The sequence below is a fragment of the Priestia sp. GS2 genome (assembly GCF_036409025.1).
GTDB lineage: Bacteria > Bacillota > Bacilli > Bacillales > Bacillaceae_H > Priestia > Priestia aryabhattai_A.
Genome location: NZ_JAZGJX010000001.1, coordinates 1,877,468 through 1,904,366 on the forward strand (window position 1 = coordinate 1,877,468; position 26,899 = coordinate 1,904,366).

The window sequence follows — 26,899 nt, forward strand, 5'->3', positions numbered from 1 at the left end:
TCCCTCCTATAACTGAAATTCTTGGACTTCTTTAGCCGTCGGCAACTTACCAGGATTCAATAAGTTATAAGGGTCGTTTAGCTCTTTTCGTTTTAATAACTCTTTCATTCTCATGTTGTATCCACCAAACCCAAGTATATATGTGTGCGGATCATTAATTTCTACTTCGATCGCTCTACAGAACTGGATAATCTCATACAACCTCTCTTTTGACTTATATTTCACCACCGGTAGCGAAGCGGGTACAATTTCCCCTTGAATTTTAATGTATTCAAAATGAAACTGAATTTCATCACCAAATTTACTTCGAAGGTCTGCCATCTGTTCAAATATTCGATCAGTTTGAAAGCGAGCTTGCAAATAGGTTAAATTGTCTCCATGCTTATGAGCCCATAGTGTCGCATGATTCCATGTAAAATCAGAAAGCTTTAGTCCTTTTTGATAGTTTTCAGCAGGAATTGTGTACCCTATGTCTCCATCATATTTATCTGCCAAACAATCTAATAGATGAACTGATTTTTCTTCAATTTCAAGCATGACAATTGACTGACCTTCCCGTAATACTTTCTTCAAGGGATGAAAGTGAGATGGAATTGGCCATTCACAAACGGAAACCAAACGCTTAGGGATTTCTTCACTATGAGCTAATTCATCGCTAAACTTAATAGCTTCACGAAAATCATGAAAGAAAACGATATGCTGTGACCATGACACCTTTGGTTCTACCGGCAGCTTCGCTTCAACGACAAGACCGGTTGTGCCATAATTGTGGATGTACTGCTGCATATCATCACCTGAAATAGTTAACAGCCGGGGCGTTTCCTCAACGGTCATCACAGTAACGCTACTTACATTATCGTCCCATAAATTCCCCCAGCGAATCGATCCGATTCCACCGGAACCTCCGCATAAGAATCCACCTACTGTTGCCTTCATATAAGTGCTGGGAAAAATACGAAGCTCCCGATTGTTTTGACGCAGCGTTTTTTCCAATACACCTAAGCGCACACCGGCCTGCACGGAAACTAAGCGATCTCCTTTCATATCAATGCGGTCAAGTTTTGTTAAGTCAATAACGATTCCACCTTGTAATGGAATTGCTTGACCGTAGTTTCCTGTTCCCGCTCCTCTTGGTGTAATAGGTACTTTATTTTTAACGGCAAACGAAACGATACGCTGTAGTTCATGAATTGATGTAGGCGCAATTGCACAATCAGCAATTTTATTTTTAAGCTGCTCATACAGTACTGGAGAATACCAATAGTAGTCTTTTGATAACTTTTCTCTTAAGGTCTCATTTACAATAACAGCATCAGTTCCAAACTCATTTATGAATTCTTGTAACCACACCATAATTCACCTCATTTTAAATTTCAAATCGTGAGATACGTTAGCAACGATACTACTAAACTGTGGATCTGTCCGAATTTCTGCTTCACGAGGGAAGGGTAGATTCACTTCTACCATTGACTCAATTTTACCTGGGCTAGGCGTCATTACGGCAATTTTGGTCGATAAATACACGGCTTCAAATACATTGTGTGTAATAAAAAGTACCGTCATCTTTTCGTTTTCCCAAATTCGTAATAGCTCACTTTGTAAATTTTGCCTTGTAATTTCATCAAGGGCACCAAACGGCTCGTCCATCAACAAAAGCTTTGGCTTTGCAATTAATGCTCTGGCAATAGAAACACGCATTTTCATTCCACCTGATAATTCTCGAGGTAGCGCTTTTATGTACTCTTTCAGCCCTACCATTTCTAGTACTTTATAAGCGCGTTCCTTCTTTTCAGAATGAGCTATATTACGAAACTCTAAAGGAAGCATTACGTTATCAATAACTGACCTCCATGGTAGTAACGTAGCATCTTGAAATACAAACGCCACATCGGTACTTTCTTTTTGAGCGTCTCGAGGTGTCTTCCCAAGAATGTCAACGTGACCACTTGTTTGATCAATCAGTCCTGAAATCATTTTGAAAATAGTTGATTTTCCGCAACCTGAGGGGCCGACAAATGAAACGAATTCTCCTTGTTGAATCACCAAATTAACATCTTTAACAGCGACTTTACCGTTTGCATACATTTTATTCACACGATTCATTTGTACAATTGTTGGACTACTCTCGTGGTTTATCTCATTTACTTGATTCACCTGCTGAATGCTCACGATATTTGACCACCTCGCTTCATTTATTTACATAGTCTTTCTTTAAATCACCTAATGAAAAATGCTTCATTTCTTTTAATGTTTTAACAAGCTCACCAACGATGAGTTCTTTCATCATTTTCCCTTTTTCCTTCGTTGCCTGTTTGGCATCTCCAGCTATACCCGTGTTTGAAATATCGTTCATTACCCAAGCAAAGTAACTATTTCCTTTCAAATGTAAATGAGGGTTATTGGACAAATTAACAAACTCTGTTGGACTTTTATCGAATTGCACCCAATCCCCCTTCAACTCCATTATTAATGATGTTTCCACTTCACCTCCATGTATTCCAAAGCGCTGCTCTTGTTGTGAAATTAAGTGATTGACTTCTTCAAATCCAGGATTCAACCGAAATACCATCAACCCAGTCTCTATGCGTATTTCTCTTGCCATCATATTAAGCAGGTCATGATTTCCACCGTGTGTGTTGAAAAGCAAAAGCTTTTTAAAGCCACTTTTACGGACGCTGATAGCTAAATCCATTACAACTGCTTGTAATGTAGAAGCTGATAAGCTCATTGTTCCCGATAGACCTAGATGCTCATTGCTTTTACCATAAGGAATGGCTGGAAGAACCCAAATATTTTCGTGCTGAAGCTGAAGTAACGCTTCTTCTAAAAGCCCTTCTGCAATTAAAGTATCGGTATAAACAGGAAGATGTGGACCATGTTGTTCAACTGCACCGATTGGTAAAATGACTAGTGCATCCTCTTTAGAGAGTTGCTCAATATCTACACTTGATAATCTTGGTAAGAAATTCTCTTCAAATGCGGAACCGCTATACCGTTTGTTCATGACGCTTTCACCTCTTCGGAAAATTTTTTATTTTCTGAATTTTTAACATAAGATGTAATAAGATGTAACTTTTTGTGTAATAAGTTTATTTTATTACATTAAATTTCAAGAATCATTAACATAAATGATAATTTTAAAATTTCACATTAGCTATAATCACCAAATATTTTATTCTTTTTGTTATTTTTGTAAGAGAACCTAACACACTATAATTGAATAGTCGAATTATTTTTTCTCTGTTTAGACACAGGCATTTTATTTTTCTCTCTTTCACATTCTTGTTACAATGGAACCTGTAGATAGTTCGATGATTATCGAATAATTAAATTATGATTACGAAAAGAGGATGAGCATATGTCAATGGACCAACATCCAAACAACAAAAAAAACATTCCAATTTCAGTGCTTGATTTGTCACCTGTTGTAGAAGGTAGCACGGTAGCAGACGCACTTAGAAATACGCTTGATCTAGCACAGCACGTCGAAAAATGGGGCTACAACCGCTACTGGTTAGCAGAGCATCATAATATGTCAGGAATCGCAAGTTCTGCTACTTCTGTCGTAATTGGACATGTGGCTGCTGGTACATCTACTATTCGAGTGGGCTCAGGCGGCATTATGTTACCCAATCACTCACCACTTGTTATTGCGGAACACTTTGGAACATTAGAATCTCTTTTTCCAGGACGAATTGACTTGGGGTTAGGTCGCGCACCAGGTACGGACCAATTGACTGCCCAAGCTTTAAGAAGAGGACGCATGAGTGACGGTCAAGATTTCCCTGATCTATTAGATGAACTGAGAGCATATCTTGCTGTTCCGTCGGATGAGCATCCGCTACCAGTAAGGGCTGTTCCTGGAGAAGGCCTTGAAGTACCAATTTGGCTACTTGGTTCAAGTGGATTTAGTGCGCAGTTAGCGGCTCAGCTTGGCTTACCGTTTTCGTTTGCAAGCCACTTTTCACCAAACAATACGCTTGGAGCGCTTCAAATGTACCGCCGCTACTTCCAAGCATCTGACGTATTGGATAAACCCTATGCAATGTTAGGTGTTAATGTAATTGCAGCAGATACAGATAAAGAAGCGGAACGATTAGCTACGTCTCTTCAACAGCAGTTCTTAAACTTAATCCGCAACAAACCGGGAAAACTGAAAGCACCCGTTGATAACATGGACGAGATTTGGAGTGAATTTGAAAAGGCAACTCTCCAGCAACAGCTAGGTTCATCGATTATCGGCGGACCAGAGACTGTAAAGAGAAAGCTGGAAGGGTTTATCGCTGAAACAAATGCTGATGAATTGATGATCAACGCACAAATATACGATCACAAAGCTCGACTACGCTCATATGAAATTGTTTCTGAAGTCATGAATAGTAAATAAAGAAAAGCCGAACGTTGTCACATAACGTTCGGCTTTTCTTTATTTAACGCTTGTTTAATATCTTCTATCCATTGGTCGGCTTTGTTCACAACAAACTGAAGCTCTTCTCCTTCGTTTGTTGTTATTTTTAGGCCATTTTTTAATAAAGGCACTCCCAATAATTTGTTACGGACTCTCTCTACCGTTTCAATATCTGCTAAGTTCAATGTTACAGTACCTCGTTGAACATTAACTGCATGTGACTTATGTGTAAGCTCAGTTGAAGTTAGATACAGTTTACCTCCTACACCTTCTAGTCCTTTCATTAGATTTGCCAAACCTACTCTAATATATGGCTGCTTAGACATATTTCACTCATCGCCCTTTCTTACCACATAGTACTTGTTATTATCATCTCATATTTTTAAGTAAATCGCACAGAATTTAACAGTTCCACCTCAATAAGATGTCTCATAGACTATTAAGAGATAATTAGTTGAAAACATATGAAATGAAAGGAGGAGTACAAAATATGAGTCCACATAAGAAAACAAACCGCCGCATTGCCTTTAGCAGCTTAGCAGATTATCCTGTTGTTGGAAGCGGAAAAGATGGAAAAGTGTATCGGTTATCTCAAGATAAATGTATTAAAGTATACTATGATGAAACAACTCAACAGCAAGAACTGAAGGCTTTAGAGCTAGGGCAGGTATCATCTATCGTTCCTGTTCTATACGAGAGCGGACAAAACTACACCGTTATGGAATATATTCATGCTATATCTCTTTCAAAATACATCAAAGAGTATAATCGCCTTCCCTCTGCTTTAGTTGAAAGGATTTTACTACTCTTTGATGAAATGAAAGCGATTGGATTTACTAGATGGGATGCAGAGGTTCGTCATATTTTAATTACAGATGCAACAGAGCTAAAAGTGATTGATTTAAAGCGATCGTTAACTTCTACAACATCTATTCCAACGAAGCTATTCCAAGGTTTAAGAAAACTTGGAGCACTACCTTTATTCCTTCGACGCGTTCAAACTCTACGTCCGGATCTATATAAAGAATGGGTTCGCTATCAATAAGCTCATGCTGAACTTCTTATGAAATTATTTGCTCTTTTTCCGCGAATGCCAGTTTCTTTTCAGCAAAGGCTACGCATATATTGATTGTAATATAGACAGAAGGCTATAAGGAGTGACATCGGAATGAAAGATTATATATTAGTTATCGGAGCCCACCCTGATGATGAACTTTTAGGCTCTGCAGGAACTATCAAACGCTTGATTGATCAAGGGTATACAGTCGTATCTGTTGTTACAGCGTTAGGGCGTAAAGAAGAAGCTCATCACATTCAAGCATTTGGCCGTCTAGCTAACCAAAAGCTTGGCATAGAAGAAGTTATTTTTCTAGGTCATAAAAATTTAGAGTTAGAAATGATGCCTCGTCACAAGTTAACAAAAGAAATCGAAGCATTAATAACAAAATATAATCCGAGCAAAATTTTCACTCATCATCATGGCGATATGAACATCGATCACCGTATTACATTTGAAGCAGTTTTAACCGCAACTCGTCCGCTTCCTAACAAAAAACCAATCGAGCTAATTACATTTGAAACCGTATCTTCTACCGAATGGAATACGTATACACACGATCAAGTATTTAAACCAAATTATTTTGTAAATGTTACTGATACAATGGATTTAAAAGTGGAAGCGCTAAAAGAATATGACGTGGAAATGCGTGATTTTCCGCACCCAAGATCATATGAAGGTGTCAAAGCATTAGCCAAAGTTCGTGGAATGACCGTTGGTGTTCCATATGCTGAAGCGTTTGAAATTATAAGGAGGGTTTGGTTGTGAAACACAGTGGCAACATCCCATATCCATATATAATTGATACGTTGGATACATTTTATGGGGTTAATAATAAGAGTGATGTTCAAAAATACAGTTCATTTCAACCTAGCAAAAAACTAAAACTCACAGCAAAACAAGGCTCACAAAAGCGCAGGCTGTCAATTTTAATCACAACGTTTTGGGATTATCCCCATACAGGCGGGCTATCGAATTATATCTCAGAACTAAGCGCTACTTTACGTAGTCAAGGTCATTATGTGGATGTCATTTCTCCCCGCAAGTTTCCATCTTTTAAAAAAGAAGAAATGCGCAATGAAATTGTTCCAGAACTCGAAGACTTTTTTTCAACTCGTTATGGTGAAGTAAACAATCTTATTTTAAAAAATCACCGCTTACTTTATATCTATGAACAAATGTTAAAGACTGTAGATTTAGAAAGATATGACATCCTTCATGCTCAAGATTTATTCACCGCCAATATTTTAGGGAACTTCAACAAATCTCTTCAAAAGCCTCTCTTTTATACCCCTCATGGCATGTATACTTTTAACCGCTTAAAGTTCAATATTTTTGATAAAGGCTCGGTTGAAGAAGCGTATTATCTACGCATGGAGCAGCAAGCTGTTTCGTTTGCAAGCCATATCATCATTTTACATGATGGGTTTCGCTCACCCCTTGAAAGTATTGGTGCTAAACAAGAGCATATGACAACCGTGTACACCGGAATTAAAAATAAGATGTACGCTAAAAAGCGTAAAGAAAAAGATCAAAAAATTACCATTGCATCAATTGCTAGACTGGGTCCCCGAAAAGGGCATAAAGATTTATTAAAGGCCCTGTCTACAATTAATCATCAGCTAGATAATGTAGAAGTTCTTATTGTAGGTGATGGGGAAATGCGCGAAGAGTTAGAAGAACAAAAAGAACAACTAAATTTAGATATGGTTCATTTCCTTAGAACTCGAACCGACGTTCCAGAAATCTTACATGAAACCGATATTTTTGTTCTCGCCACGTTGAACGATAGCTTACCCTTATCTATCATTGAAGCGATGCATGCTGAAACGGCAATTATTTCAACGGAATGTGGAGGCATCCCAGAGATTGTTAAACACAATAAAACCGGAATTATTATCGAACCAGGAGATACTGAAACGTTAGCTCGAGCACTCTCGTTTTTCATTACTAATAAAAAAGCACGGGAGCGGATGGCTACTAATGCAAAGCATTTCGCAAAAGCAAAATTAACAAACGAAAAAATGGTCTCTTTTATAAACAACCTTTATGTTCAAGGGCTTGCTGCTTTTAAGGTAGGTGAAAAGATATGAACCACAAACACGCTGCCGTAGTACTCGATCTTAGCGCAAATGGATTAGGAATTATTAAAAGGTTAGCGGAACGCAACATTCAAATATATGCTTTTGATACAGAAAAACCTTATCGGATTGGAAAAACAAAGTTAGCTGCTTGTAACCCTTGTCCGAGTCCTCTTACCGAAGAGAAAGCCCTGCTCGATGTTCTTATTACGCTTGCTAAGGAACAAGAATATAAACCAGTCTTGTATACGGGTGCTGATGATTATGTCATGTTTATTTCCAAACACCGAGAGGAGCTTTCCAACTACTTTTTATTTCTATTCCCTGACCATGATGTAATTGAGCAAGTGCTAGATAAACAGTTGGCCTATGACCTTGCCTTAAAACATAACATCCCTTGTCCTCAAACTTTAATCATTAAAAATGCGGATGATATGAAGACAGCCATAGATACGCTGGAATTTCCATGTATTTTAAAACCTGTACTCGGTCATGAATTTCGGAAGATTATTAACAAAAAAGCAATCTTAATTCAAACTCCTGAACAGCTGCAAGCAGAATACCCTACCTATCAACAAGCTGGAGAGCTAATTGTCCAAGAGATTATTCCAGGTGATAACAGCTGTTTTTACAAGGTAGCTACTTTTTTTGATGAAAACATGAACTTGCTGGCGAAGTTTTCTCTCCAAAAAAATCATCAGTTTCCTGCTCAGTTTGGAACAGGGGCACATATTGTAAGTAAAACGATTCCAGAACTATTTGATATTTGTATCCCGTTCTTTAAAGATATTCATTTAAAAGGGATTGCGATGGCTGAGTTTAAAAAAGATCCAAGAGATGGTATTTATAAATTTATCGAAATAAACCCCCGTTTTTGGCTAACACATAGCTTAACAGGGGCAGCCGGTATTGACTTTGTTTACCTCTATTATTTATCTATGACGGGACAAAAGCCCCTTCCTCACCTCGTTCAAAAAGACGGAGTGAAATGGATTTACCTCGTACGCTATTACTTAACCTACCTTACAAAGCGAAAGCATGAAGGCATGACGTTACGAGATTTTCTATCAGGTTTTAAAGGTGAAAAAGAATGGGCATTGTTCAACTTACGAGATCCGATGCCCTTTGTTCGAAGCGCTTATTCACATTTAGTCAACGCATGGAAAAACAAGCGAAAGGAGAAATAAGAAATGTATCAACCAAAAGAATTATATTCTACGTTTCACCGCTTAAAAATAGAAGAAAAGTTATCAGCTTCCATTGGAAAAAAAGTTAAAATCGATTCTACTGACTTGAAATGCTTAAAATCCACAACTCGAAGTAGTATCTATAAACTGATTGTGCACACAAAGTATGATTCGTTTCCTCTTATCTTTAAAACGTACAGTAAGGCTAATTATAAAAACGATATTGAAATCAATATGTACACAAAAAGTTATTCAACGTTAAAGTCCTTTTTCCCAACTATCTACTTAGTAGAAGAATACAAAGAAGAAACATGGATATTTATGGAGTTTGTTCACCAAATTCGCGGTCAATTGGTATTCACACCAAAGCATTTTCAGTCCATTATTCCATCAGTAGCAAAACTGCATTCCCAGACGTTTGATAGTCACTTTAATGAACAAGTAAATGAATGGAGTTCGTGGTTACCTATATATGATTCAGCTACCATGCGAAAAGAACGCTCAAAAGCAATTGCTAACACGGTAAATTTCCTTCAAGAATCCTCAAAGAATCGAGAGTTAAAATCCGTTCTTGCACCTCATAAAAATTCGTTATTTAAAATATACGAAAAGGGCCCAGACTTTTTCCCTGAGTTATTACAAAGCGGTTCTTCATTAACACATGGCGATTTACACATGCAGAATATCTGTAGCCATGATACGGCAAACAACGGCCCTTGGCCAATTCAATTTATCGACTGGGAGTCTGCAAAATATGCTCCTTCTTGGCTAGATTTGATTGTATTAGTTGAGTTGTTAATTGCTTTTCGAAAAGACTGGCAAAAAGACGGCAATTCTATTCGAACAGAGTGTATTAAAACCTATCTTCAAGAGATGAAAAAACACGGTATTTCCTTTGAAGAAAATCCCACCCACCTTTATAAAATGGCATATTTGCAACGAACGCTTGAAAAGGGACTACAAACACAGCTGAGAAGAATTTATGAAAATCGAGGTGGTGAACTATTACCTTATCACCTTCATAAACTTGAAACTTGGGGTAAAGACCTTGGAATTTATAAATAGCAAGCGAACAAATCGAGGTGTTATGTTATGAACGATTTTTTTCTTACAAACCTCCCTCCGTTTTTCCCTGATTTATTGCAGACCATGGATAAATTTTATGCTGTTTCATCAACCAATCCAGCTTTCATCCCTAGCCCAGGGTTTCAACCAACAAAAGCGCTCACTCGAAAGTCGAAGCTTCGTATTTTATATGTAACCTTTTTACGTTATCCAAATACAGGAGGGTTAGCTCACTATATCAATCACGTTAAAGATGGTTTCTCAGAGCTTGAACACCATGTTGATGTCCTTTCCCCTCTTAACATGTCAAAAGAAGAGATTGAGGTTCATATTCCAGCCCAAGCTTCTAAAGCAAAAGAATTTATGAACAAGCGCTATGGGTTGATCAGCGAGAAAGTAATTAAAAACACAAGCTTCCTTACTGTTTTTAGCGCTTTTTTAGAAAGACAGAATCTTAAAGATTATGATATTATCCATGCTCAAGATCTCTTTGCAGCATACCTTCTCACTCACCTCAACCAAAAACTTCACAAACCCATTTTTTTTACTCCGCACGGTCATTTTACTAAAAGCCGTATTGATTTTCACAAGATGGAAAAAGGATCCCTTGAAGAAGCTTATTTTACAGAGATTGAGAGAGTTGGCATACGAGGGGCTTTCCGAATTATCACCATCAGCGATTCATTTTACACACGGCTAAAAGAGCTTGGAGCATCAGATCAGCAATTAAGAACTGTTCATACCGGTGTGAAACCTCCTCTACTGCGTACTTCTTATAACAAAGCAACCAATAAACTAATCATTACCTGCATCGCACGACTAGGACCTAGAAAAGGTCATGAGTTCTTTCTTCAAGCTCTTTCTCACCTAAAACAGTTCGAAGGTTTTATTGAAGTCTGGATTGTTGGTGATGGTGTTATGAGAAAGCATCTTGAAAAAGTTCGTAGCGATCTAGATTTATCGTTTGTTACGTTTTTTGGTAAACGTCATGATATCTTTGACATTCTTCAACAATCTCATATCTATGTTTTGCCAACTTTAAATGATAACCTCCCTTTATCCATCATTGAAGCAATGCATGCAAAACAAGCCATTATAACATGCGAATGTGGAGGGATACCTGAGATTATTACGAACAGACATTCAGGAATCATTTGTAAACCTGGAAATGTTACTGAATTAAAGCAAGCTATTGAAGAACTTATTTGTAATGACGAATATCGTGAAACAATAGCGAATCAAGCCTTTGAGTTTGCAACTACTCATTTAACGGTGGATGCAATGATCACTAAAATACAAGCAGTCTATGAAGAGTGGTGGAAGGCAAATACAGAAAAGGAGAATGAATGTGATGAATAAATCAAATTGTGATAAATTATGAAAGTATTAGTGACAGGTGGAACAGGCTTTATTGGCTCTCATGTTGTTGAGTGTTTATTAGAAAATGGTTACACTCCGGTTGTCCTTGACGATTTATCAAGCGGAACCAAAAACAATCTTGTTGATGACGTCCCTTTTTACAACATGTCAATTTTGTCAAAAGAGATTGAGCATGTATTTAAAATTGAAAAACCAGAAGTTGTTATCCACTTAGCGGCACAGGTCAATGTTTCGACTTCTTTAAAAGCTCCCGTTGAAGACGCAGCAACCAACATCTTAGGAACTATTAACCTGCTAGATATGTGTCAAAAGCATGCGGTCAAAAAATTTATTTTCTCTTCTTCTAGTGCTGTATACGGTGATGCTGACACAATTATCGATGAAGAAACGTCCACATCTCCTCTCTCTTTTTACGGAACGTCCAAACTTGTATCCGAGTCTTACATTCAGTTATTTCAACGGCTACACGGACTCTCTTTTACCATTTTCCGCTATGCTAACGTATACGGACCACGTCAAAAATCAGACGGAGAAGGTGGCGTTATAAGTATTTTTATTAACCAACTACTAAATGGGAAAACTCCTTCTATCTTCGGAAGTGGAAATCAAACTAGAGACTTTGTATTTGTTGAAGATGTAGCAAAAGCAAACGTTCTCGCTATTACAAAAGGAGAAAATGAAATTATTAATATTAGCAGCAATGAACAAATTAGCATTAATGAACTATTCAAGCTATTAGCTGCAACCCTTTCTCCATCTACTATACCTCACTACTTACCTGGACAAAACGGGGAAATTTTACACAGTCAATTAAACAACAAAAAAGCACTTCAAACGCTTGGCTGGAAACCCTCTAGCGACATGTATACGCATTTACTGAAAACGATTGAACATTTTAAATCCTATAAAGGTTAGTACCCAAAAGCTACCAAAGAACCTGGTAGCTTTTCTTTCTATTGCACCTACTCTACTCTTTTCTACATATAAAGAAAGGAACTGAAGACTCTAACTATATACACAGCCATTTTTATCCCTTTTATGTGAACAGGGGATTACATGGACTTTCCAACAATTCACACAAATTTTTGGGATGCAACAATCGCAGTGCTTTGCGTGATGATTGCAACTCAGCCTCTAAAAAATTTCTTTAAAATCAATAAAAATAGGTACCAACAGTTGCTTTATTGATAGGATTGGCAGTTTCTGGCTTTATCAGCCACCAAAAAATTTAATTGCTGGCCTTTTTATGGGATGGTTTTATGGATATGGCGCCATTGGTTCCTATGCTTCTTTAAAAACAACGCTACAAGCTTTTCGGACAGAAACAAAATAATAAAAAACACGTTGCTCTAAGAAACGCCACCTTTACCAGACCTAAGTCTTATCGTAAACTCCTCTTATAGTCTTATTTAATTTGGTTTTTTTTGGATATACAATAACTGTATAACACTTTAAAAGAGGTGATTACACTGTATATATCAAAAAAAATTGGCGTTTTAAGCTGGCTTGTTACTTGCTGCTATTTTTTAATTGAACCGTTTTTTATTTATACCTCTCTTGTTCCCTATAGTTTTTTATACCACGCTATGAGCGATCTTGGTGTTACTTCATGTGGTAAATATACCTACGCTCTGGCACCCTATGCTATCTGTTCTCCTCACCACCTTTGGATGAACGCTTTGTTTATTATAAACGGTTTAACCCTTTCCATCGGAATCTTATATTTAGCACAACATCTTGAAAAAACAAAAGTGAGACATCTAGCAACAATCTTCCTTTTACTATTGGCATTAGGAAATATTGTTTCTGGGTTCATTCCAGCTGATATTGACTTGTTTTGGCACTCCATTATTGCTCAGGTAGGAATGCTTACTACTATAGCCGGACTTGGGATGTACGCGAAGCTTTTACCGACAGGGCGCAACTGGACCCTTGCTTGTTTAATTATACTAGTTCTTATTCTAGTGCTTGTACTGTTTGTTTTTTTCTTTCCAATGCCCGTTGGTTTATTACAGCGATTATTTTATTTTGTCATTTTCATATGGGGAACTGTTCTTGCATTATGGAACGTAAAACAAAAATAAAAAGCTCCTTTACATTAGGAGCTTTTTATTAATGAGTAGCTTCTTTCTCTTCCTTCTTCCATTGAGGTCTTAGTTTTAAAATGACAAGCGCAATAATAAGAAGAAATCCTATACTCACATAGAAACCTGGTCTGCTTGATGAGTGTAAGAGCGTACCAGATACTGCTAATACAATGAGAATCATTCCTACAATTTGCTTAATTTTATCTCCTACACTTAATTTGAGTAGCTTTTGTCGGGAAATTAAAATAAAAAACCAATTATATAGTAGCATAAGACCAGCTGCTGTCGTAATGTATTCATAGATTTTCCCTGGTAGTAGCAGCGAAAGAACAATTGAAATAATTAATCCACATGTTGTCAATAAAATTGCTGGTAAAGGAAACTCCATTTTTTTTGATTTTTGTTTTGAAAATAAAGCAGGTGCATCTCCTTCTTTGGACAGCGTAATAATCATTTTTGTCACTGAAAAGAAAGATGCTGCCATCGTAGAAAATCCAGCAATAATCATTGCTCCATTAAAAACATGAGGAAAAAATGGTAGCTTATACGTTTCTAAAGCTGTAACAAAGGGACTCTCGTTTTCATGAAGCACTTGAAAAGGCACCATATAAATTACCAAAGCTAGAGAGATAACATAGATACTCACAAGTAGTAAGAGCATAACAGCTCCCGCTTTGGCTGCATCTTTTTTATCCTTTAATCGCATTGTCATAATGCCCATTACTTCAATTCCTCCAAAAGCATAAAAAGCGTATAATAACGCTCCCCAGAGACCGATAGCTCCTTTTGGAAAAAACCCACTGAGTCCGTTTGGCAACCCTTCCTTAGCACCATCATCTAAAAAACCAAATACAGCTAAGCAGGCCAATATAATAAACATAAAGATTGCAGCTACCTTTATAACGGCAAAGATGTTTTCTAAGCGTTCAAACCCTTTTGTACCAATAGCTACAGCTACGATTCCTAACACTGCATAAATGGATGCAAACACCCAGAGAGGAAGATGAGGAAACCAAAATCGTGTGAAAATAGATAAAGCCGTTAACTGACTTCCCATAATCATCATTTCAGAACTCCAGTATACCCAGCCGCTACTGAAACCAGCCCATCTACCATGTGCTTTTTTAGCATACGAGCGAAACGAACCTTCTTGAGGGTCTTTTGCACTCATTTTAGCAAGAGCTTCAAATACAATAAACGTACCGCATGCAGCTAGTAAAAACGCAATTAATACAGAAGGCCCTGTGTATTTAATCGCAATGCTTGATCCTAGAAAGTAACCCGTTCCAATCGTACAACCTACGCCAAGTAAAGATAATTGCCACCATTTTAACTCTCCTTGAACTTGACTTCCGCAGCTCAATGACAATTCCTCCTATCTTCTTCTACACTAACCTATCGTTTGTGAGGAACTAGAAGTTTATACATCTTTTAGAGTAAAAAAGATGTGTTTTATGAAGAAATTTGTTGTACAAGCCACTATAGCTGCATAAATTTAGTGTAGTCCACATGAACATCCAAAGGTAAATAAGGGGGTAATGATGTTGGGGTCTTTTTTCAGCTACATAATTTTGGGGCTTTCATTGGCAGCACCAATTGGACCAATTAATGCTGCCCAGCTAGATAAAGGCATTAAGCACGGCTTTTTACACGCTTGGTTCTTAGGTATTGGGGCTACCTTAGTAGATGCTTTATATATGATGGTGGTTTATTTCGGCTCCGTTCACCTATTAAATAGTGAATTTATGAAAACGCTGCTTTTTTCTTTCGGTTGCTTCGTGTTAATTTATACGGGTATTGAAGGTTTAGTAACGGCAAAAACCATCACAGAGACAAGAAAAACAAGCGGAGAGTCCGTATTAAAATGCTTTGCTTCTGGCTTTTTGCTTTCTCTTACTAATCCGTTAACAATTTTGTTCTGGCTAGGTATATACGGGTCTGTATTGGCTAAAACAGCGGCTACATCTACAGTTCAAGAGTTAATGATTTCTAGCTGTGCAATCTTTGTTGGTATCCTGATATGGGATATCACAATGGCTGCTTTATCCAGTACCTTCCGAAGATACTTAAGTTTAAAATTATTAACGCTTATATCGATTGTTTCTGGGGTGTCATTAGTTGGTTTTGGCATATATTTCGGCATTCAGGCTTATGCACTATTAACATAAAATTTAATAATAGTAACGCAGGTCGTTTAAAGTAAATGAAATTCGTACATCTTAAAGTTAACAGTTTAAAGATGGAGATGAAGCGATAAATGACTGATTTTACTAGTATAGAAAAAAGCTTACAAATGGCAGAACATGCTGTGTATCAATTTCAAATGAACGCTGTTCCTGAACAGTTTCAAAAAGCACAAAACCAACTAGCTATTGCTCAACAACACATTATCACGTTAAAGAGCCAAGGGATAGATAGCAATGAGTTAAAAAAAGCAGAAGAGCATTTAAAGCACTTAAAAGAAGCACAAAGCGCTGTAGAGTTTTCTTGATTACTTGTTGTTAATTTTCCTACACAAAAAGAAAGCGGACCCCAACATAAATCCGCTTTTTTTGTTTTCATTATTCTTCAACATAACGACCATGGTCAGGAATTGCAATTCGATCAAAATCTTTTACTAACATCAACAGGTTTTCAGCTAGCCATGTTTCCGAAACTGGTTGTCCATGACCCGTTACTGCTAATTTTGGTTGTAATGAGTGAAGCTTTTCAACAGACAGCCTTGCCGCTGACCAGTCCGTAGTTAAATAGCGAGGTGGTCCACTAATTTCTAGCTCTTGCTTTAAAACATCTAAAAGGTACTCTTGCTTTGTTGTAACAAACGCATCTCCAGCAATTAAAGCCTGGTCTTGATGTCGAAACAACGAAATATGCCCTGGCGTGTGACCTGGTGTGTGAATCCACTTCCAATTAGATAGACTGGGAATTGAGCCGTCTTTTGGAAGAGCTTGAACATGCATTCCTAGATTAATGGCTTCAGTAGGAAATAGAGGAGATAATTTGGCTACAAGCCCCCCCTCTACTGTACTATCCGGTAGTGGATAATTTTTTTGACCTGTCAAATAAGGCATTTCCAACTCGTGAGCATAGACAGGAACGTTCCACTTATCAACTAGGTCAATAATAGAGCCAATATGATCGAAATGAGCATGTGTCAAAACGATTGCCTTGGGCTGAGCACCCACACCGAACCGGTCTTCAATTGCCTTTAAAATCATCGGAGCCGAATCTGGCATTCCTGCATCCACTAACACAAATTCATTCTCATGTTCCGGGTTGCCCAAAAAGCAAACGTTTACAATCTGGGTGGTATAACTATAAATATCAGGAGCTACCTCCACTCCTTTGCCATTAGCTACAGATGTTACTGGAATAAATCGCTCAGTAGATGGACTACCTTGCATTTCCATATCCATTTCATGCACTCCCTTCTTTTGTACTTTTTCATTGTGTACAAGTTTATCCTCAGTATGCATTCGCTTGTAGTCATCTATTTGTTTTTATGATATCGTTTTACATAATAACTCTTGAGAAATGAGGAATTTATCATGATTACATATGAAGCCATACATCATGTAAGCATAGCCGTAACAGATGTTGAAAAAGCTAAACATTTTTATGGAGATGTTTTAGGATTACAGGAGATTGAGCGTCCGAATTTTGATTTTGAAGGAGCTTGGTACAAAGTTGGAAATCAACAAATCCACTTGATTGCTTTTCCTACTGCTCAAACCTTGCGTGGAACAACAAAGCTAAGCAGTCGTGAAGGTCACTTTGCTCTTCGAGTTGCTGATTATGATAAGACGTTTCGTCATTTAACCTCTAAAGGAATCGAGATCCTTGACAAACGAAAGAGTAAAAGCGGCTTTGCCCAAATCTTTTGCGCAGATCCTGATGGGAATTTAATTGAGCTAAACGTTGAGCAGTCTTCATTAAAAAAAGAGAACTAACTTTGAGTTAGCTCTCTTTTCCTTCTATTCTAGTAGCTGCATCACCGATTCTAATAATACATTTACGCCTTGTTCACACTGCTTCCAATCAGTAAACTCTTCCTCGCAATGACTTTTCCCATTCAAGCTTGGTACAAAAATCATCCCCGTCGGTATATAGCTAGCAATAAATTGCGCATCGTGACCCGCTCCGCTTACCATTCGTTTGTACGAATACGTTAGGTTTTGCGTTGCTTTCTCAATAACTCCACATACTTTCTCATCAAACCATACGGTATCTCGTCCCCATTGTTTTGTTGCTTGCATCATACAGCCTTCCGCTGCTACTAGAGAAGATAGGTTTTTAATTATTTCTTCTACTTCTCCAAGAATATTCATATCCTTATGCCTAGCTTCAATGGTAAAAATAACTTGATTTGGAATGACGGTATGAATATTTGGTAAAACGTTCAGACGTCCTATCGTAAAGACGAGTTCTTCATCTATTTGGCTTAGTTTTTCACGTGCTTTTTGGATAATTGTATTAGTGGCAAAAAGCGCATCTTTTCTCATTTTCATTGGTGTAGTACCTGCGTGATCTGATTCACCTGTAATTTTAATTTCATAGCAAACCATCCCAAGAACGCACTCCACTACTCCAATTGAGAGGTTTTCGCTTTCCAATACAGGTCCTTGTTCAATATGTAGCTCCAAAAATGCAGAAGCTTCTGTTAAGCGATTTGTAATATCGCCTTCATAACCACTTGCTGCTAAAGCTTGCTCAAAGGTTGTTCCTTCCACATCTTGTTTCTTCAACATGGTCTGTTTATCAAATTTTCCAGACAAAACCCCCGAAGCCATCATTGAAGGTTCAAATCTAGCTCCCTCCTCGTTTGTAAAATTCACAATCATAATAGGAACTTTCGGCTTAACGTTGTTCTCTACAAGAGTTCTTACAAGCTCTAACCCTGCAACCACTCCTAGTACGCCATCGAAGCGGCCACCTTTTTTTACCGTATCGAGATGAGAACCCATGACAATAGGTGGCTTATCTTCAACTCCCTGTAAAGTTGCATAGATAGATCCCATATCATCAATTTTAACCGTCATGCCTAACTTCTTACAGCATTCACAGAAATAATCACGTACCAGTCGATCTTCCTTAGATAGAGATAGCCTTGTAACGCCGTTATGAGCTGTTTTTCCATACTCAGCAAATGCTTCAAGCTCTTGTTTTAACCGTTTACCGTTTATTACTAATTTTTGTCTTTGCAAAGCAACCACTCCTTCGTTTCTTTTAAAATGAATGATGTGGAAAATACTTGATGTCGAAAATGAATATCCATTATTATGACATAAGCATCGATGCAAATCTCCTTTTATGGTAGAACTCCTAGCAAACTCTTACTTTATAACAAATTATACAAAAACACTGTTTTTCCTCTTCGTAATTTATAATTAATGATTTCTTGCCTGACTTATAACAAATGTTCATAGCTAAACCTTTATACTACATACAGATCAATAAACACCTCTCTTTGAATCTCCAATAAAACGACATAAAGATGACAAAACTAGTTCTTTTTTTACAAAGGGGTGTGAGCTAAGAGAGTCGTATTTATATATACATAAAAAAACAAAAGTCACTTTAAAATGACTTTTGCTTTTATTTAGATCCTTCATTTTTATTTCGTCTTGCAATACTCACAACCGTTACTAGAAACCCAACAACAACAGCAATAATTAAAAAGATAGTTGCTGCAAACAAATAACCCATTACGCTCTCTCCTTCAGTGTAATCTAGACATACCTATCTTACCACAGCCATATCATTTAACAAACTACATTCAAAACTTGTCGCAATCATTTCGTAACTTCAGGTTTGTTTTAAAATATAAAGGGAAAAATAAACATAATTCGGGAAAACTCTTTTCTTTTTTCGAATTATGTTGTAATATAAATGTAACATAACTGTAACAAAAGCAACATGAGTGTTACATAAAAGATGATTCATTTAGGAGGGAGAATCACAATGAAAAAATTTAAACTAGTTCTAATGACAATGGCTCTTTTCTTTACAATGACTGCAGGTGCTACAGCCGCAACAACGTCAGCAACCCTATCAAATAACCAAGCTATTAAAATTGCAGCGGATGCAAATGCTCGCTATTGGAATACTTTACACGGATACAAACAAAAAGCTTGTACACAAAAAGCATTTACTTATAAAGGCACTTATTATTCTTATGTTTGCAACGAATTTGATACAAAACAAAAAGTTACTTCTTACTTAAGTGGAGTTTATACAAATAGCGCAATTAATGCAGGACTATCAAAATACGGTTTTATTACACACAACGGTAAATTGGCTCGTCCAGTTGGTGATGGTGGCAACATGCTAGAGTGGAATAAGGCTAAAGTAAAATTAACATATCAACGTTCTGATGTACGCTCTTACGAATTCACTGTTCCTGACGTGGAAGGTGGTACTGTAAAACGTACCGTCACATTCTATAAATCAGGATCTACATGGAAAGTAAATAAATTCGATGCTGTACAATAATAAAAAGGTAGGCTTTCGCCTACCTTTTTATTATTGTACTAACGACATGCCAGGTGCTTCTGCATCCCGCTCTTGGAACCCAAGTTTTTTATAAAACTGCCCTTTCCCTTTTACAGCAAAAAGTTGAATGGATTCAATTCCTCTTTCATTACATTTACTTATAAGTCCGTTAATAATTTGTTTTCCTAACCCTTTTTTTTGATAACTTGGGTCTACCATCACGTCACAAATTAAAGCTTGATATATACCATCTGAAATCATTCGACCAAAAGCAATTAATTGATTATCATCATAAATGGAAAAAGTATAAAAGCTATTGCACACTGCTTCGTAAAGCTGCTCTTTCGTATAGCTTGCTTTTTTACTTTTCTTTAAGCCACTCACTTCATGAAGATATGCAAATTGATGAAACGCAGGCAATCGATTTGTTGTTATGTAAGCCATTATTCTCTCCCTTCCTTTCCGCTAATCCTTATCTATTTACTTTCATTAAATTATGAATAAATAAACAACAATATAAATATTTATACAATAATATCTATGAAAATTCAATAGTAATCCATTATTTTTAGCAAATAACTAATTTTCCTCACAAAAAAACTTCCTTTATCAGGAAGTTTTTTTGTTAATTATTTCATTAGCTAGCAATGTATAAGACTGAAGCCGCTCTTCAAGAGATGGAATGAATGTAACAATCATAAACTCATCAACTTGATAAGCATCCTGCATAGATTTAAGCTTATGTTTGATTGTCCTTGGCGAACCAATCAGTATTTTCTTTTCAATCTCTGCTTTAACCTGACTATCTTTCAATTTATCGATATATTCCTTTGCTTCTCGAATCGGCAGAAGGCCCGCTTTATTCTCTCCTCTTTCACTTTGAATATTCCAGGCTATCGCGCTAAGGGCAAGTTCTTTGGCCTTTTCATCTGTTTCTGCACAAATAACAGATACAGTCAACAAAGCTTTTGAATGATGCTGTGCTTGATGAGGCTGAAAGTTCATGCGGTACTCGTGTAAAACCTCTCCTGGGTCTTTAGCGCTCATAAATTGTCCAAATGCATACGGCATGCCGTACTTAGCTGCTAATAATGCGCTCTTTTTGCTTGTTCCAAGAATCCACGGTACAGGCGGAACCAAAGGTAAAGGAGCTGCTTTTAAGGTAGTGGTATCAACTCTTTCTTTATACTGTAGAAAATGAAGTAACTCTTCTACTAAAGCAGGCATATTAAACGCTTGCTGTAGAAAGTTATCTGAAAGAGTCGTCATTACGTCCGTTCCGCCTCCTGGCGCTCTACCTAAGCCAACGTCAATGCGACCCGGAAGCATCGTTGAAAGTGTATTGTACACTTCCGCTACTTTATACGGTTTGTAATATGGTAACAAAACGGCTCCAGAGCCAAGACGAATTCTCTTTGTTTGTGCACCAATATAGCTAAGCATGACTTCGGGCGCAGAGCTTGCTAATCCCTTTAAATCATGATGCTCAGACATCCAATAACGCGTATATCCCAGTCTATCTGCTGCTTTTGCAAGCTCCACAGATTCAACTAGCGCATGTTGAGGTTCTTGACCTATTCTTATTGGTGATTGATCGAGTATGCTAAGCTTCATCTAGGTTGCTCCTCAGCAAGAGTTAAGGTAAACGTTCCTATTTGATTTTCCTTGTATAAGTTTGTAACTGATGTAAAGTATGTGTGAATGACAGCCACAAAAGACTCCTTTTTGGCCGGAATACGAACATAAAATTTATTTTTATATAATAAAGTTGTAACATCATGATACGCTTCACTTGTTACGTCAAATTCAAATGTAATATAGCGTTTTTCTTGTTCTTCCTTTTCTTGAAAATGTCGAACTACAAACTCTTTGTCGTTTAGCCATACTTCATTTATCATTATATCACTCCTTACGTATAGGCATCATAGCACTACCTTCTACATAAGAACAACTAATTGGCTTCTCTTTTTACTTTTGAGAAGGAGCAGGCTTTTTAAAAACGAAATACAAAACGACGCCTACAAACGCAAAGACAATAAAAGGAATCGTATAGTTAGTAGCAATTTCTTCAATATTGATCCAGTTTTCTTTCAGCTGAATGCCTAAATAGATAAACAGCATGGACCAAGGAATCATTGCTAAAATAGTTAAGAACGTAAATTTCCAAAACGACATTTTTGCAATGCCAGCTGGAATGGAAATAGCATGCCTAACTACGGGTACAAACCGGGCGCTAAATACAATTCCCGTCCCATATTCTCTAAACCACTTTTCTGAAACGTCTAGGTGCTTTTCACGAATAAATAAGTACTTTCCATACTTTTGTAAAAACGGACGTCCACCATAAGCTCCAATCCAATATAAAAACCATTGAGCAATCGTGCCACCAATTATTCCAGCAATAACTGCTCCCCAAAATGTAATCGTTCCTTTCGTTACCATGTAACCACCGTAAGCTAATACAACCTCACTCGGGATTATTTCAACCATTAACCCTAATGCAATACCGATGTACCCAAAGCTAGTTAGTAGCTCTAAAAGATCTGTTAAAAACGCTCCCATGCCTCCACCTACTTCCCTATTGTGGTCAAGCTCTATGACACTATCATATTAACGTTTTTACTGATGTATAACTTTTCTCCACACGAAAAAACCTTAAAGAAAGATTCTTTAAGGTTTTTATGCTTGCACAGGCTCTGTCTGCTCATGATTAACAAGTGCATGATTTTCCCACGCTCTGCTTTTCCATCGAAAGAACATGATTACCGCTCGCGTCCACTCGTCTGCAGCAATCGCTAACCAAATGCCAGCTAGACCCATATCTAAATGGAACACAAAAAAGTAACCCAGTGGTAAGCTCATGAGTACCATTGAAAATAAGCCGATAAATAGCGGGTATTTAGCATCACCAGCTGCACGTAGAGAATTGATTAAAACAATATTCATTGTTCGCCCTGTTTCCAAGACAATGCTTAGCATTAAGACAGTAGCTCCTAGTGTGATGATCTGTTCATTATCTGTAAATAAACTCATTAGTTTTGTTCGAAACGAAATGACAAGCACTACCATTCCAAGCGTAACGCCGACAGCCCACTTTACGCTGTGCCAGACGCGCGTATAGGCTTCATCTTTTTCGTTTCCACCTACTAATCGACCTACGATAATGGACGTTCCAATCCCAATAGCAATAGCAAACAAGTAAATGAACATTGAAATATTAGTAGCGTATTGCCTAGCTGCTAACGATTCTGAACCAAGGTACGTTGCATAATATAAAAAGACAATTTGACAACCTTGGTACATCACTTGTTCAAATGCTGATGGAAGTCCAATCTTTAATATTTTCCCTACATATTCTTTGGATAGAGATAAATAATATTGAACCTTTACTTTGTACTCCATTACTTGATATAGCAACCAAAAGAAAACAATTAGTGCAAGTAAACGACTGACAACTGTTGAGATAGCAGCCCCTTGAACGCCCATTTCCGGAAATCCGAACTTTCCAAAGATTAATAGATAGTTTCCAACGATATGGAATAAATTCATACCAAGAGACACAAACATAGCTTGCTTTGTAAAACCATGAACACGGATTATAGCTGCTAGCGAATTAATAATTGCCTGTAAGAAAATTGCTCCACCAACAATCGCTAAGTAGCTTTGTGCATAGCTCAACACTTCACCTTGCAAGTTCATGGCCGCCATCATACTGCGTGCAGATAGTAAAAAGAAACCGCTAATGACTAACCCAACAATTAAATTCATGGTAACAGCTAAAGCAGATATTCTTGCAGCTTCCATATAGCGCTTGGAACCGATGTACTGAGCAACTACAATCGCCGCACCATTACCAATTACCTCCAAAATCAAAATAGCAATATGTAGGTATTGATTTGCTGCCCCTACTCCTGATACTGCGTCATCGGAAAGCGCACTTAGCATAAACGTATCGGCAATTCCCATCAGCATAAAAAGAAAAACTTCTAAAAAAATAGGCCATGTTAAAAAGAAGAGATTTAGCTTTTCTCCAGAACCCTTTTTGACCTCAACAGCGGTCATATCCTCACCCTCTTTACCGATATCCTTTTTCAACCAAATCGTATCTTAACACACTTTTGAACTACATGCACTATCCTTTTCACCTATTTTTTTCGACATTCGAAATTTTTTCAAATAAAGATAAAGAAGGTAGCCATAACAAAACAAATTACCAAAAAGACGAACGCTCCTTTGCTCATCTCTTTACGTTATCTGGACAAGTGCGTTCCGCTACGCTACGGCCAGGAGCCTTGAGCTTCCTCGTGAGCTGGGTGTTCCCTCAGGAGTGGAGTGTCCTATGCTCCATTCCACCCTGTTTTCAAACTGTTTTTTCTCCATAACCAAAAACCTGAACGATTACAAGCGAGGAGCTCTCAACCGTTCAGGTTTATCATTAGCTGGACTACTTATGTTTCAGCCTCTTTTTATCAATTATTTCGCTAACTGCTTAACTAACTCTGCAAAGACGGACATCGCATTGGTAATGGCATCTGGTTTTAAAAGATCGACGTTGGTAGACTTTAATAGTTCAAGCGGATAATCCGAGCTTCCGCTTTGCAAAAATTGTAGGTATGCTTCCTTTGCTCCTTCTTCTTTTTTAATGAGACGGTCTGCAATATCAATAGCTGATACGAACCCAGTCGCATACTTATACACATAAAATGGACGGTAAAAGTGAGGAATTCTAGCCCACCCAAACTTAGTTTCTTCATCTGCTACGAGACTTGGCCCATAATATTGTTTCATTAAGTCCCCGTATACATCACTAAATACTTCAGCATTTAACGACTCTTGTTTCTGCGCTTTTTCATGCGTAATTTGTTCAAACTCAGCAAACATTACTTGTGTGAAGAAGGTACCTTTAAATTGATCAATAAAATGATTCACTAAGTACTTTTTCTCTTCTTCTGTTTTAGCTCGGTCAATGAGATAACGAATTAAAAGAACTTCATTAACAGTCGATGCTACTTCTGCTACGAAGATTGAATACCCAGCTTTAATTTGTGGCTGATATTGATTTGAATAATAGCTATGCATCGCATGACCCATTTCATGAGTGAGCGTAAATAAGCTGGATAAATCATCTTGATGATTCAATAAAACGAATGGATGAACGCCGTATAAACCTAAGTTATAGGCTCCGGAACGTTTCCCTGGTGTTTCTCTTACATCAATATATCGTTTTTCCTTAAAGCTCTTTAGTGTATTGACATATTCTTCGCCGAGTGGGTACAAGCTCTCCAACATTGTTTCATATGCTTTATCATATGAAATCGTTAGCTTTTGGTTTTTCACTAAGGGGATACTTAAGTCATATTGATGAAGCTCTTGTAAGCCAAGCTCTTTTTTTCGAATATCCATATAGTCATGCAACGGCTGAATATGTGCTTTTGTCGTTTGAATTAAGTTCTCATATACCTCTTTTGGAACGTTATCCGAAAACAGCGCTCTTTCTAAAGTAGATGGATACTGCCTAATTTCAGATGTTGTTTTCGTATTTTTAATTGCTGAGCTTAACGTTGAAGCGATTGTATGTTGTAAATGCATGTATGGCTTATAATATGCTTGGAATGCTTCTTTTCTCTTCTCCCTGTTTTTATCCTCAATTAATTTGCTATACATCCCTCTTGTTAATGTGACCTTTTCACCAGAGTCATTCGTTACGTCACCAAATCGAATGTCAGCATTATTGATCATGCCAAATGTTTGACGCGGAGAGCCTAGCGCATCTCCCATTTTCGATAAAATCTCTTCTTGCTCCTTACTTAACACATGCCTTTTGTATCTGTACGACTCAAGTAACGAATCCTCGAAATAAGTTAATTCTTTTACTTCGTTTATGTAGGATGTAAGCGTAGATTCATCTAGTGATAATAAAAATGGCATAAAGAATGAAGTGGCGCTGCTTATTTTTTGGCCTAAGTGCCTAGCTTTATCTAGAAGTGCTTGAGAAGTTGAAACTCGTGTATCTAAGTCATGTTGTAAAAACGCATACACATATAGCTTGCTATATTCATAGGTTATTTCTTCCTTTAAACTTAGAAACTGGTACAGCTCTTCAGCGTTTGAGATTCTCCCGTTAAAGTCTTCTAGCTCTGAAACCTTTTGGTCAATAAGATTATACTGAGCATACCATTCCTCTATATTTGGGTAAATATCAGCTAAATTCCACGTTTCTTGAACTGGTACATCTTTTCGATTTCGATAGGTTGTCATGTATATTCCTCCTTAATTAAGCTCAAGCAATATAGGGCAATGATCACTTCCAAAAATATGAGAGTGAATATCTGCGCGTTTTAATCGACTTTTCAACTGCTCTGAAACTAGAAAATAGTCAATGCGCCATCCAATGTTTCGTTCTCTCACCGTACTCATATACGACCACCATGTATACATCCCTTCTTTATTTGGATGAAGATACCGAAACGAATCAACAAATCCTTCTGCTAATAATTGCGTCATTTTTTCTCGTTCTTCTTTTGTAAAACCGGAATTCCCACGATTCGATTTAGGGTTGCGTAAATCAATCTCTGCATGCGCTACGTTCAAATCCCCACAAAGAATTATGGCTTTATGAGCATTTAATCTTTTTACGTACGCACGTAAATTATCTTCCCATTGAAGCCGTTCGTTAAGTCGCTTTAAATCTCTTTTCGAATTTGGTGTGTACACATTTACCACATAGCAGTGTTCAAACTCAAGGGTGACGATACGCCCTTCTTCTTCAGAGTCTTGATCAACACCGTATGAAACAGATAAAGGCTTCTGCTTAGTAAATACAGCCGTTCCAGAGTACCCTTTTTTTATAGCATAGTTCCAATACTGATAGTAACCTTCTAGCTGCAAATCGATTTGTCCTTCCTGCAGCTTCGTCTCTTGAATACAAAATACATCAGCATTGACTTCTTGAAAATAATCTAAAAACCCTTTTCGCACACAAGCGCGAATACCATTTACGTTCCACGAAATTAACTTCATAAATTGTCCACGTTCTCCTCACTTAATTTACCTCAGTGTTTAGTGTAGACATTTTGTTACATGAGTTCAAATAATTTAAAGCATATACTTTTCTTTTCAAAGTATTCCTGTTATTTTTTCTT

General features: G+C 37.4%; 27 protein-coding genes and 1 pseudogene. 14 read left to right on the forward strand and 14 right to left on the reverse strand.

Annotated features, from left to right (window positions below; translation table 11 throughout):
- Positions 1–6 precede the first annotated feature (6 nt).
- Genes V2145_RS09835 through V2145_RS09845 form a run of 3 tightly spaced genes read right to left on the reverse strand, consistent with a single transcriptional unit; the run spans position 7 to position 3,004 of the window.
- Positions 7–1,353, reverse strand: coding sequence for an FAD-binding oxidoreductase (locus V2145_RS09835; RefSeq protein ID WP_330987640.1), 1,347 nt, complete (start codon positions 1,351–1,353; stop codon positions 7–9).
- A gap of 3 nt (positions 1,354–1,356) precedes the next feature.
- Entirely contained in the window at positions 1,357–2,163 is an 807-nt protein-coding gene (locus V2145_RS09840; protein WP_434223163.1) for an ABC transporter ATP-binding protein, read from the reverse strand.
- Positions 2,164–2,188: 25 nt separating this feature from the next.
- Entirely contained in the window at positions 2,189–3,004 is an 816-nt protein-coding gene (locus V2145_RS09845) for a creatininase family protein (RefSeq protein WP_330987641.1), read from the reverse strand.
- Between the two features lie 354 nt (positions 3,005–3,358).
- On the opposite strand from V2145_RS09845, the gene V2145_RS09850 reads away from it, so the two are divergent.
- A complete protein-coding gene (locus V2145_RS09850; RefSeq protein ID WP_330987642.1) occupies positions 3,359–4,387 on the forward strand; it encodes an LLM class flavin-dependent oxidoreductase in 1,029 nt (342 codons plus the stop codon).
- Between the two features lie 17 nt (positions 4,388–4,404).
- Here the strand turns inward: V2145_RS09850 and V2145_RS09855 are convergent, their stop codons facing one another.
- A complete protein-coding gene (locus V2145_RS09855) occupies positions 4,405–4,734 on the reverse strand; it encodes a GRAM domain-containing protein (RefSeq protein ID WP_131886790.1) in 330 nt (109 codons plus the stop codon).
- Between the two features lie 164 nt (positions 4,735–4,898).
- Here V2145_RS09855 and V2145_RS09860 point away from each other — a divergent pair, with 164 nt between their 5' ends.
- From V2145_RS09860 to V2145_RS09900, 9 genes and pseudogenes are all read left to right on the forward strand, one after another.
- On the forward strand, positions 4,899–5,453 hold the full coding sequence (locus V2145_RS09860; protein ID WP_330987643.1) for a kinase: 555 nt from the start codon (positions 4,899–4,901) through the stop codon (positions 5,451–5,453).
- Positions 5,454–5,576: 123 nt separating this feature from the next.
- The gene (locus tag V2145_RS09865) at positions 5,577–6,233 is read left to right on the forward strand and encodes a PIG-L deacetylase family protein (protein WP_094909984.1); all 657 of its coding nucleotides are present in this window, start codon (positions 5,577–5,579) and stop codon (positions 6,231–6,233) included.
- Complete coding sequence (locus tag V2145_RS09870) at positions 6,230–7,558, forward strand: glycosyltransferase family 4 protein (RefSeq protein ID WP_330987644.1); 1,329 nt, start codon at positions 6,230–6,232, stop codon at positions 7,556–7,558. The genes V2145_RS09865 and V2145_RS09870 overlap by 4 nt, the downstream gene beginning before the upstream one ends.
- The gene (locus tag V2145_RS09875) at positions 7,555–8,733 is read left to right on the forward strand and encodes a carboxylate--amine ligase (RefSeq protein ID WP_131886793.1); all 1,179 of its coding nucleotides are present in this window, start codon (positions 7,555–7,557) and stop codon (positions 8,731–8,733) included. Before V2145_RS09870 ends, V2145_RS09875 begins: the two co-directional genes overlap by 4 nt.
- A 3-nt stretch (positions 8,734–8,736) precedes the next feature.
- Positions 8,737–9,798 carry a phosphotransferase gene (locus V2145_RS09880; RefSeq protein WP_330987645.1) on the forward strand — a complete coding sequence of 354 codons (1,062 nt, stop codon included), beginning with the start codon at positions 8,737–8,739 and terminating at the stop codon, positions 9,796–9,798.
- A 27-nt stretch (positions 9,799–9,825) separates the two neighbouring features.
- The gene (locus V2145_RS09885) at positions 9,826–11,157 is read left to right on the forward strand and encodes a glycosyltransferase family 4 protein (protein ID WP_330987646.1); all 1,332 of its coding nucleotides are present in this window, start codon (positions 9,826–9,828) and stop codon (positions 11,155–11,157) included.
- An 18-nt stretch (positions 11,158–11,175) separates the two neighbouring features.
- On the forward strand, positions 11,176–12,093 hold the full coding sequence (locus tag V2145_RS09890) for an NAD-dependent epimerase/dehydratase family protein (protein ID WP_094909979.1): 918 nt from the start codon (positions 11,176–11,178) through the stop codon (positions 12,091–12,093).
- 141 nt (positions 12,094–12,234) lie between these two features.
- Positions 12,235–12,511 (forward strand): annotated as a pseudogene (locus V2145_RS09895) (hypothetical protein).
- Between the two features lie 136 nt (positions 12,512–12,647).
- Positions 12,648–13,262, forward strand: a complete 615-nt coding sequence (locus tag V2145_RS09900) for a DUF998 domain-containing protein (protein WP_179289192.1) — start codon at positions 12,648–12,650, stop codon at positions 13,260–13,262.
- Positions 13,263–13,290: 28 nt separating this feature from the next.
- Here V2145_RS09900 and V2145_RS09905 read toward each other — a convergent pair whose 3' ends face one another.
- Complete coding sequence (locus tag V2145_RS09905; protein ID WP_256993247.1) at positions 13,291–14,628, reverse strand: amino acid permease; 1,338 nt, start codon at positions 14,626–14,628, stop codon at positions 13,291–13,293.
- A 181-nt stretch (positions 14,629–14,809) separates the two neighbouring features.
- Here V2145_RS09905 and V2145_RS09910 point away from each other — a divergent pair, with 181 nt between their 5' ends.
- Both V2145_RS09910 and V2145_RS09915 read left to right on the forward strand, forming a co-directional pair.
- A complete protein-coding gene (locus tag V2145_RS09910) occupies positions 14,810–15,433 on the forward strand; it encodes a LysE family transporter (RefSeq protein WP_094909977.1) in 624 nt (207 codons plus the stop codon).
- A gap of 89 nt (positions 15,434–15,522) precedes the next feature.
- Positions 15,523–15,756 carry a hypothetical protein gene (locus V2145_RS09915; protein ID WP_094909976.1) on the forward strand — a complete coding sequence of 78 codons (234 nt, stop codon included), beginning with the start codon at positions 15,523–15,525 and terminating at the stop codon, positions 15,754–15,756.
- A 70-nt stretch (positions 15,757–15,826) separates the two neighbouring features.
- Here V2145_RS09915 and V2145_RS09920 read toward each other — a convergent pair whose 3' ends face one another.
- Entirely contained in the window at positions 15,827–16,681 is an 855-nt protein-coding gene (locus V2145_RS09920; protein WP_311858298.1) for an MBL fold metallo-hydrolase, read from the reverse strand.
- Positions 16,682–16,813: 132 nt separating this feature from the next.
- On the opposite strand from V2145_RS09920, the gene V2145_RS09925 reads away from it, so the two are divergent.
- Positions 16,814–17,215 carry a VOC family protein gene (locus tag V2145_RS09925; RefSeq protein WP_131886795.1) on the forward strand — a complete coding sequence of 134 codons (402 nt, stop codon included), beginning with the start codon at positions 16,814–16,816 and terminating at the stop codon, positions 17,213–17,215.
- A gap of 24 nt (positions 17,216–17,239) precedes the next feature.
- Here V2145_RS09925 and V2145_RS09930 read toward each other — a convergent pair whose 3' ends face one another.
- Positions 17,240–18,469, reverse strand: coding sequence for a Zn-dependent hydrolase (locus tag V2145_RS09930; RefSeq protein ID WP_330987647.1), 1,230 nt, complete (start codon positions 18,467–18,469; stop codon positions 17,240–17,242).
- A 757-nt stretch (positions 18,470–19,226) separates the two neighbouring features.
- Between V2145_RS09930 and V2145_RS09935 the strand changes: the two genes are divergently transcribed.
- Positions 19,227–19,757 carry an IseA DL-endopeptidase inhibitor family protein gene (locus V2145_RS09935; RefSeq protein ID WP_094909972.1) on the forward strand — a complete coding sequence of 177 codons (531 nt, stop codon included), beginning with the start codon at positions 19,227–19,229 and terminating at the stop codon, positions 19,755–19,757.
- A gap of 30 nt (positions 19,758–19,787) precedes the next feature.
- Here V2145_RS09935 and V2145_RS09940 read toward each other — a convergent pair whose 3' ends face one another.
- From V2145_RS09940 to V2145_RS09970, 7 genes are all read right to left on the reverse strand, one after another.
- Positions 19,788–20,201, reverse strand: coding sequence for a GNAT family N-acetyltransferase (locus tag V2145_RS09940; protein ID WP_094909971.1), 414 nt, complete (start codon positions 20,199–20,201; stop codon positions 19,788–19,790).
- 165 nt (positions 20,202–20,366) lie between these two features.
- Positions 20,367–21,371, reverse strand: coding sequence for an LLM class flavin-dependent oxidoreductase (locus tag V2145_RS09945; protein WP_330987648.1), 1,005 nt, complete (start codon positions 21,369–21,371; stop codon positions 20,367–20,369).
- Entirely contained in the window at positions 21,368–21,655 is a 288-nt protein-coding gene (locus V2145_RS09950; protein WP_094909969.1) for a DUF3219 family protein, read from the reverse strand. Before V2145_RS09950 ends, V2145_RS09945 begins: the two co-directional genes overlap by 4 nt.
- 70 nt (positions 21,656–21,725) lie before the next feature.
- Complete coding sequence (locus V2145_RS09955; RefSeq protein ID WP_330987649.1) at positions 21,726–22,319, reverse strand: DedA family protein; 594 nt, start codon at positions 22,317–22,319, stop codon at positions 21,726–21,728.
- A gap of 117 nt (positions 22,320–22,436) precedes the next feature.
- Entirely contained in the window at positions 22,437–23,819 is a 1,383-nt protein-coding gene (locus V2145_RS09960) for an MATE family efflux transporter (RefSeq protein WP_094909968.1), read from the reverse strand.
- Positions 23,820–24,230: 411 nt separating this feature from the next.
- Complete coding sequence (pepF, locus tag V2145_RS09965; protein ID WP_094909967.1) at positions 24,231–26,015, reverse strand: oligoendopeptidase F; 1,785 nt, start codon at positions 26,013–26,015, stop codon at positions 24,231–24,233.
- A gap of 12 nt (positions 26,016–26,027) precedes the next feature.
- On the reverse strand, positions 26,028–26,777 hold the full coding sequence (locus tag V2145_RS09970; protein ID WP_131886800.1) for an exodeoxyribonuclease III: 750 nt from the start codon (positions 26,775–26,777) through the stop codon (positions 26,028–26,030).
- Positions 26,778–26,899 lie beyond the last annotated feature (122 nt).

Coding starts and splice junctions, on each gene's coding strand:
- V2145_RS09835 (WP_330987640.1), bottom strand. CDS start 1,353: ATGGTGTGGTTACAAGAATTCATAAATGAGTTTGGAACTGATGCTGTT.
- V2145_RS09845 (WP_330987641.1), bottom strand. CDS start 3,004: ATGAACAAACGGTATAGCGGTTCCGCATTTGAAGAGAATTTCTTACCA.
- V2145_RS09850 (WP_330987642.1), top strand. CDS start 3,359: ATGTCAATGGACCAACATCCAAACAACAAAAAAAACATTCCAATTTCA.
- V2145_RS09855 (WP_131886790.1), bottom strand. CDS start 4,734: ATGTCTAAGCAGCCATATATTAGAGTAGGTTTGGCAAATCTAATGAAA.
- V2145_RS09860 (WP_330987643.1), top strand. CDS start 4,899: ATGAGTCCACATAAGAAAACAAACCGCCGCATTGCCTTTAGCAGCTTA.
- V2145_RS09865 (WP_094909984.1), top strand. CDS start 5,577: ATGAAAGATTATATATTAGTTATCGGAGCCCACCCTGATGATGAACTT.
- V2145_RS09875 (WP_131886793.1), top strand. CDS start 7,555: ATGAACCACAAACACGCTGCCGTAGTACTCGATCTTAGCGCAAATGGA.
- V2145_RS09880 (WP_330987645.1), top strand. CDS start 8,737: ATGTATCAACCAAAAGAATTATATTCTACGTTTCACCGCTTAAAAATA.
- V2145_RS09885 (WP_330987646.1), top strand. CDS start 9,826: ATGAACGATTTTTTTCTTACAAACCTCCCTCCGTTTTTCCCTGATTTA.
- V2145_RS09890 (WP_094909979.1), top strand. CDS start 11,176: ATGAAAGTATTAGTGACAGGTGGAACAGGCTTTATTGGCTCTCATGTT.
- V2145_RS09915 (WP_094909976.1), top strand. CDS start 15,523: ATGACTGATTTTACTAGTATAGAAAAAAGCTTACAAATGGCAGAACAT.
- V2145_RS09920 (WP_311858298.1), bottom strand. CDS start 16,681: ATGGATATGGAAATGCAAGGTAGTCCATCTACTGAGCGATTTATTCCA.
- V2145_RS09925 (WP_131886795.1), top strand. CDS start 16,814: ATGATTACATATGAAGCCATACATCATGTAAGCATAGCCGTAACAGAT.
- V2145_RS09935 (WP_094909972.1), top strand. CDS start 19,227: ATGAAAAAATTTAAACTAGTTCTAATGACAATGGCTCTTTTCTTTACA.
- V2145_RS09940 (WP_094909971.1), bottom strand. CDS start 20,201: ATGGCTTACATAACAACAAATCGATTGCCTGCGTTTCATCAATTTGCA.
- V2145_RS09945 (WP_330987648.1), bottom strand. CDS start 21,371: ATGAAGCTTAGCATACTCGATCAATCACCAATAAGAATAGGTCAAGAA.
- V2145_RS09950 (WP_094909969.1), bottom strand. CDS start 21,655: ATGATAAATGAAGTATGGCTAAACGACAAAGAGTTTGTAGTTCGACAT.
- V2145_RS09955 (WP_330987649.1), bottom strand. CDS start 22,319: ATGGGAGCGTTTTTAACAGATCTTTTAGAGCTACTAACTAGCTTTGGG.
- V2145_RS09960 (WP_094909968.1), bottom strand. CDS start 23,819: ATGACCGCTGTTGAGGTCAAAAAGGGTTCTGGAGAAAAGCTAAATCTC.
- pepF (WP_094909967.1), bottom strand. CDS start 26,015: ATGACAACCTATCGAAATCGAAAAGATGTACCAGTTCAAGAAACGTGG.
- V2145_RS09970 (WP_131886800.1), bottom strand. CDS start 26,777: ATGAAGTTAATTTCGTGGAACGTAAATGGTATTCGCGCTTGTGTGCGA.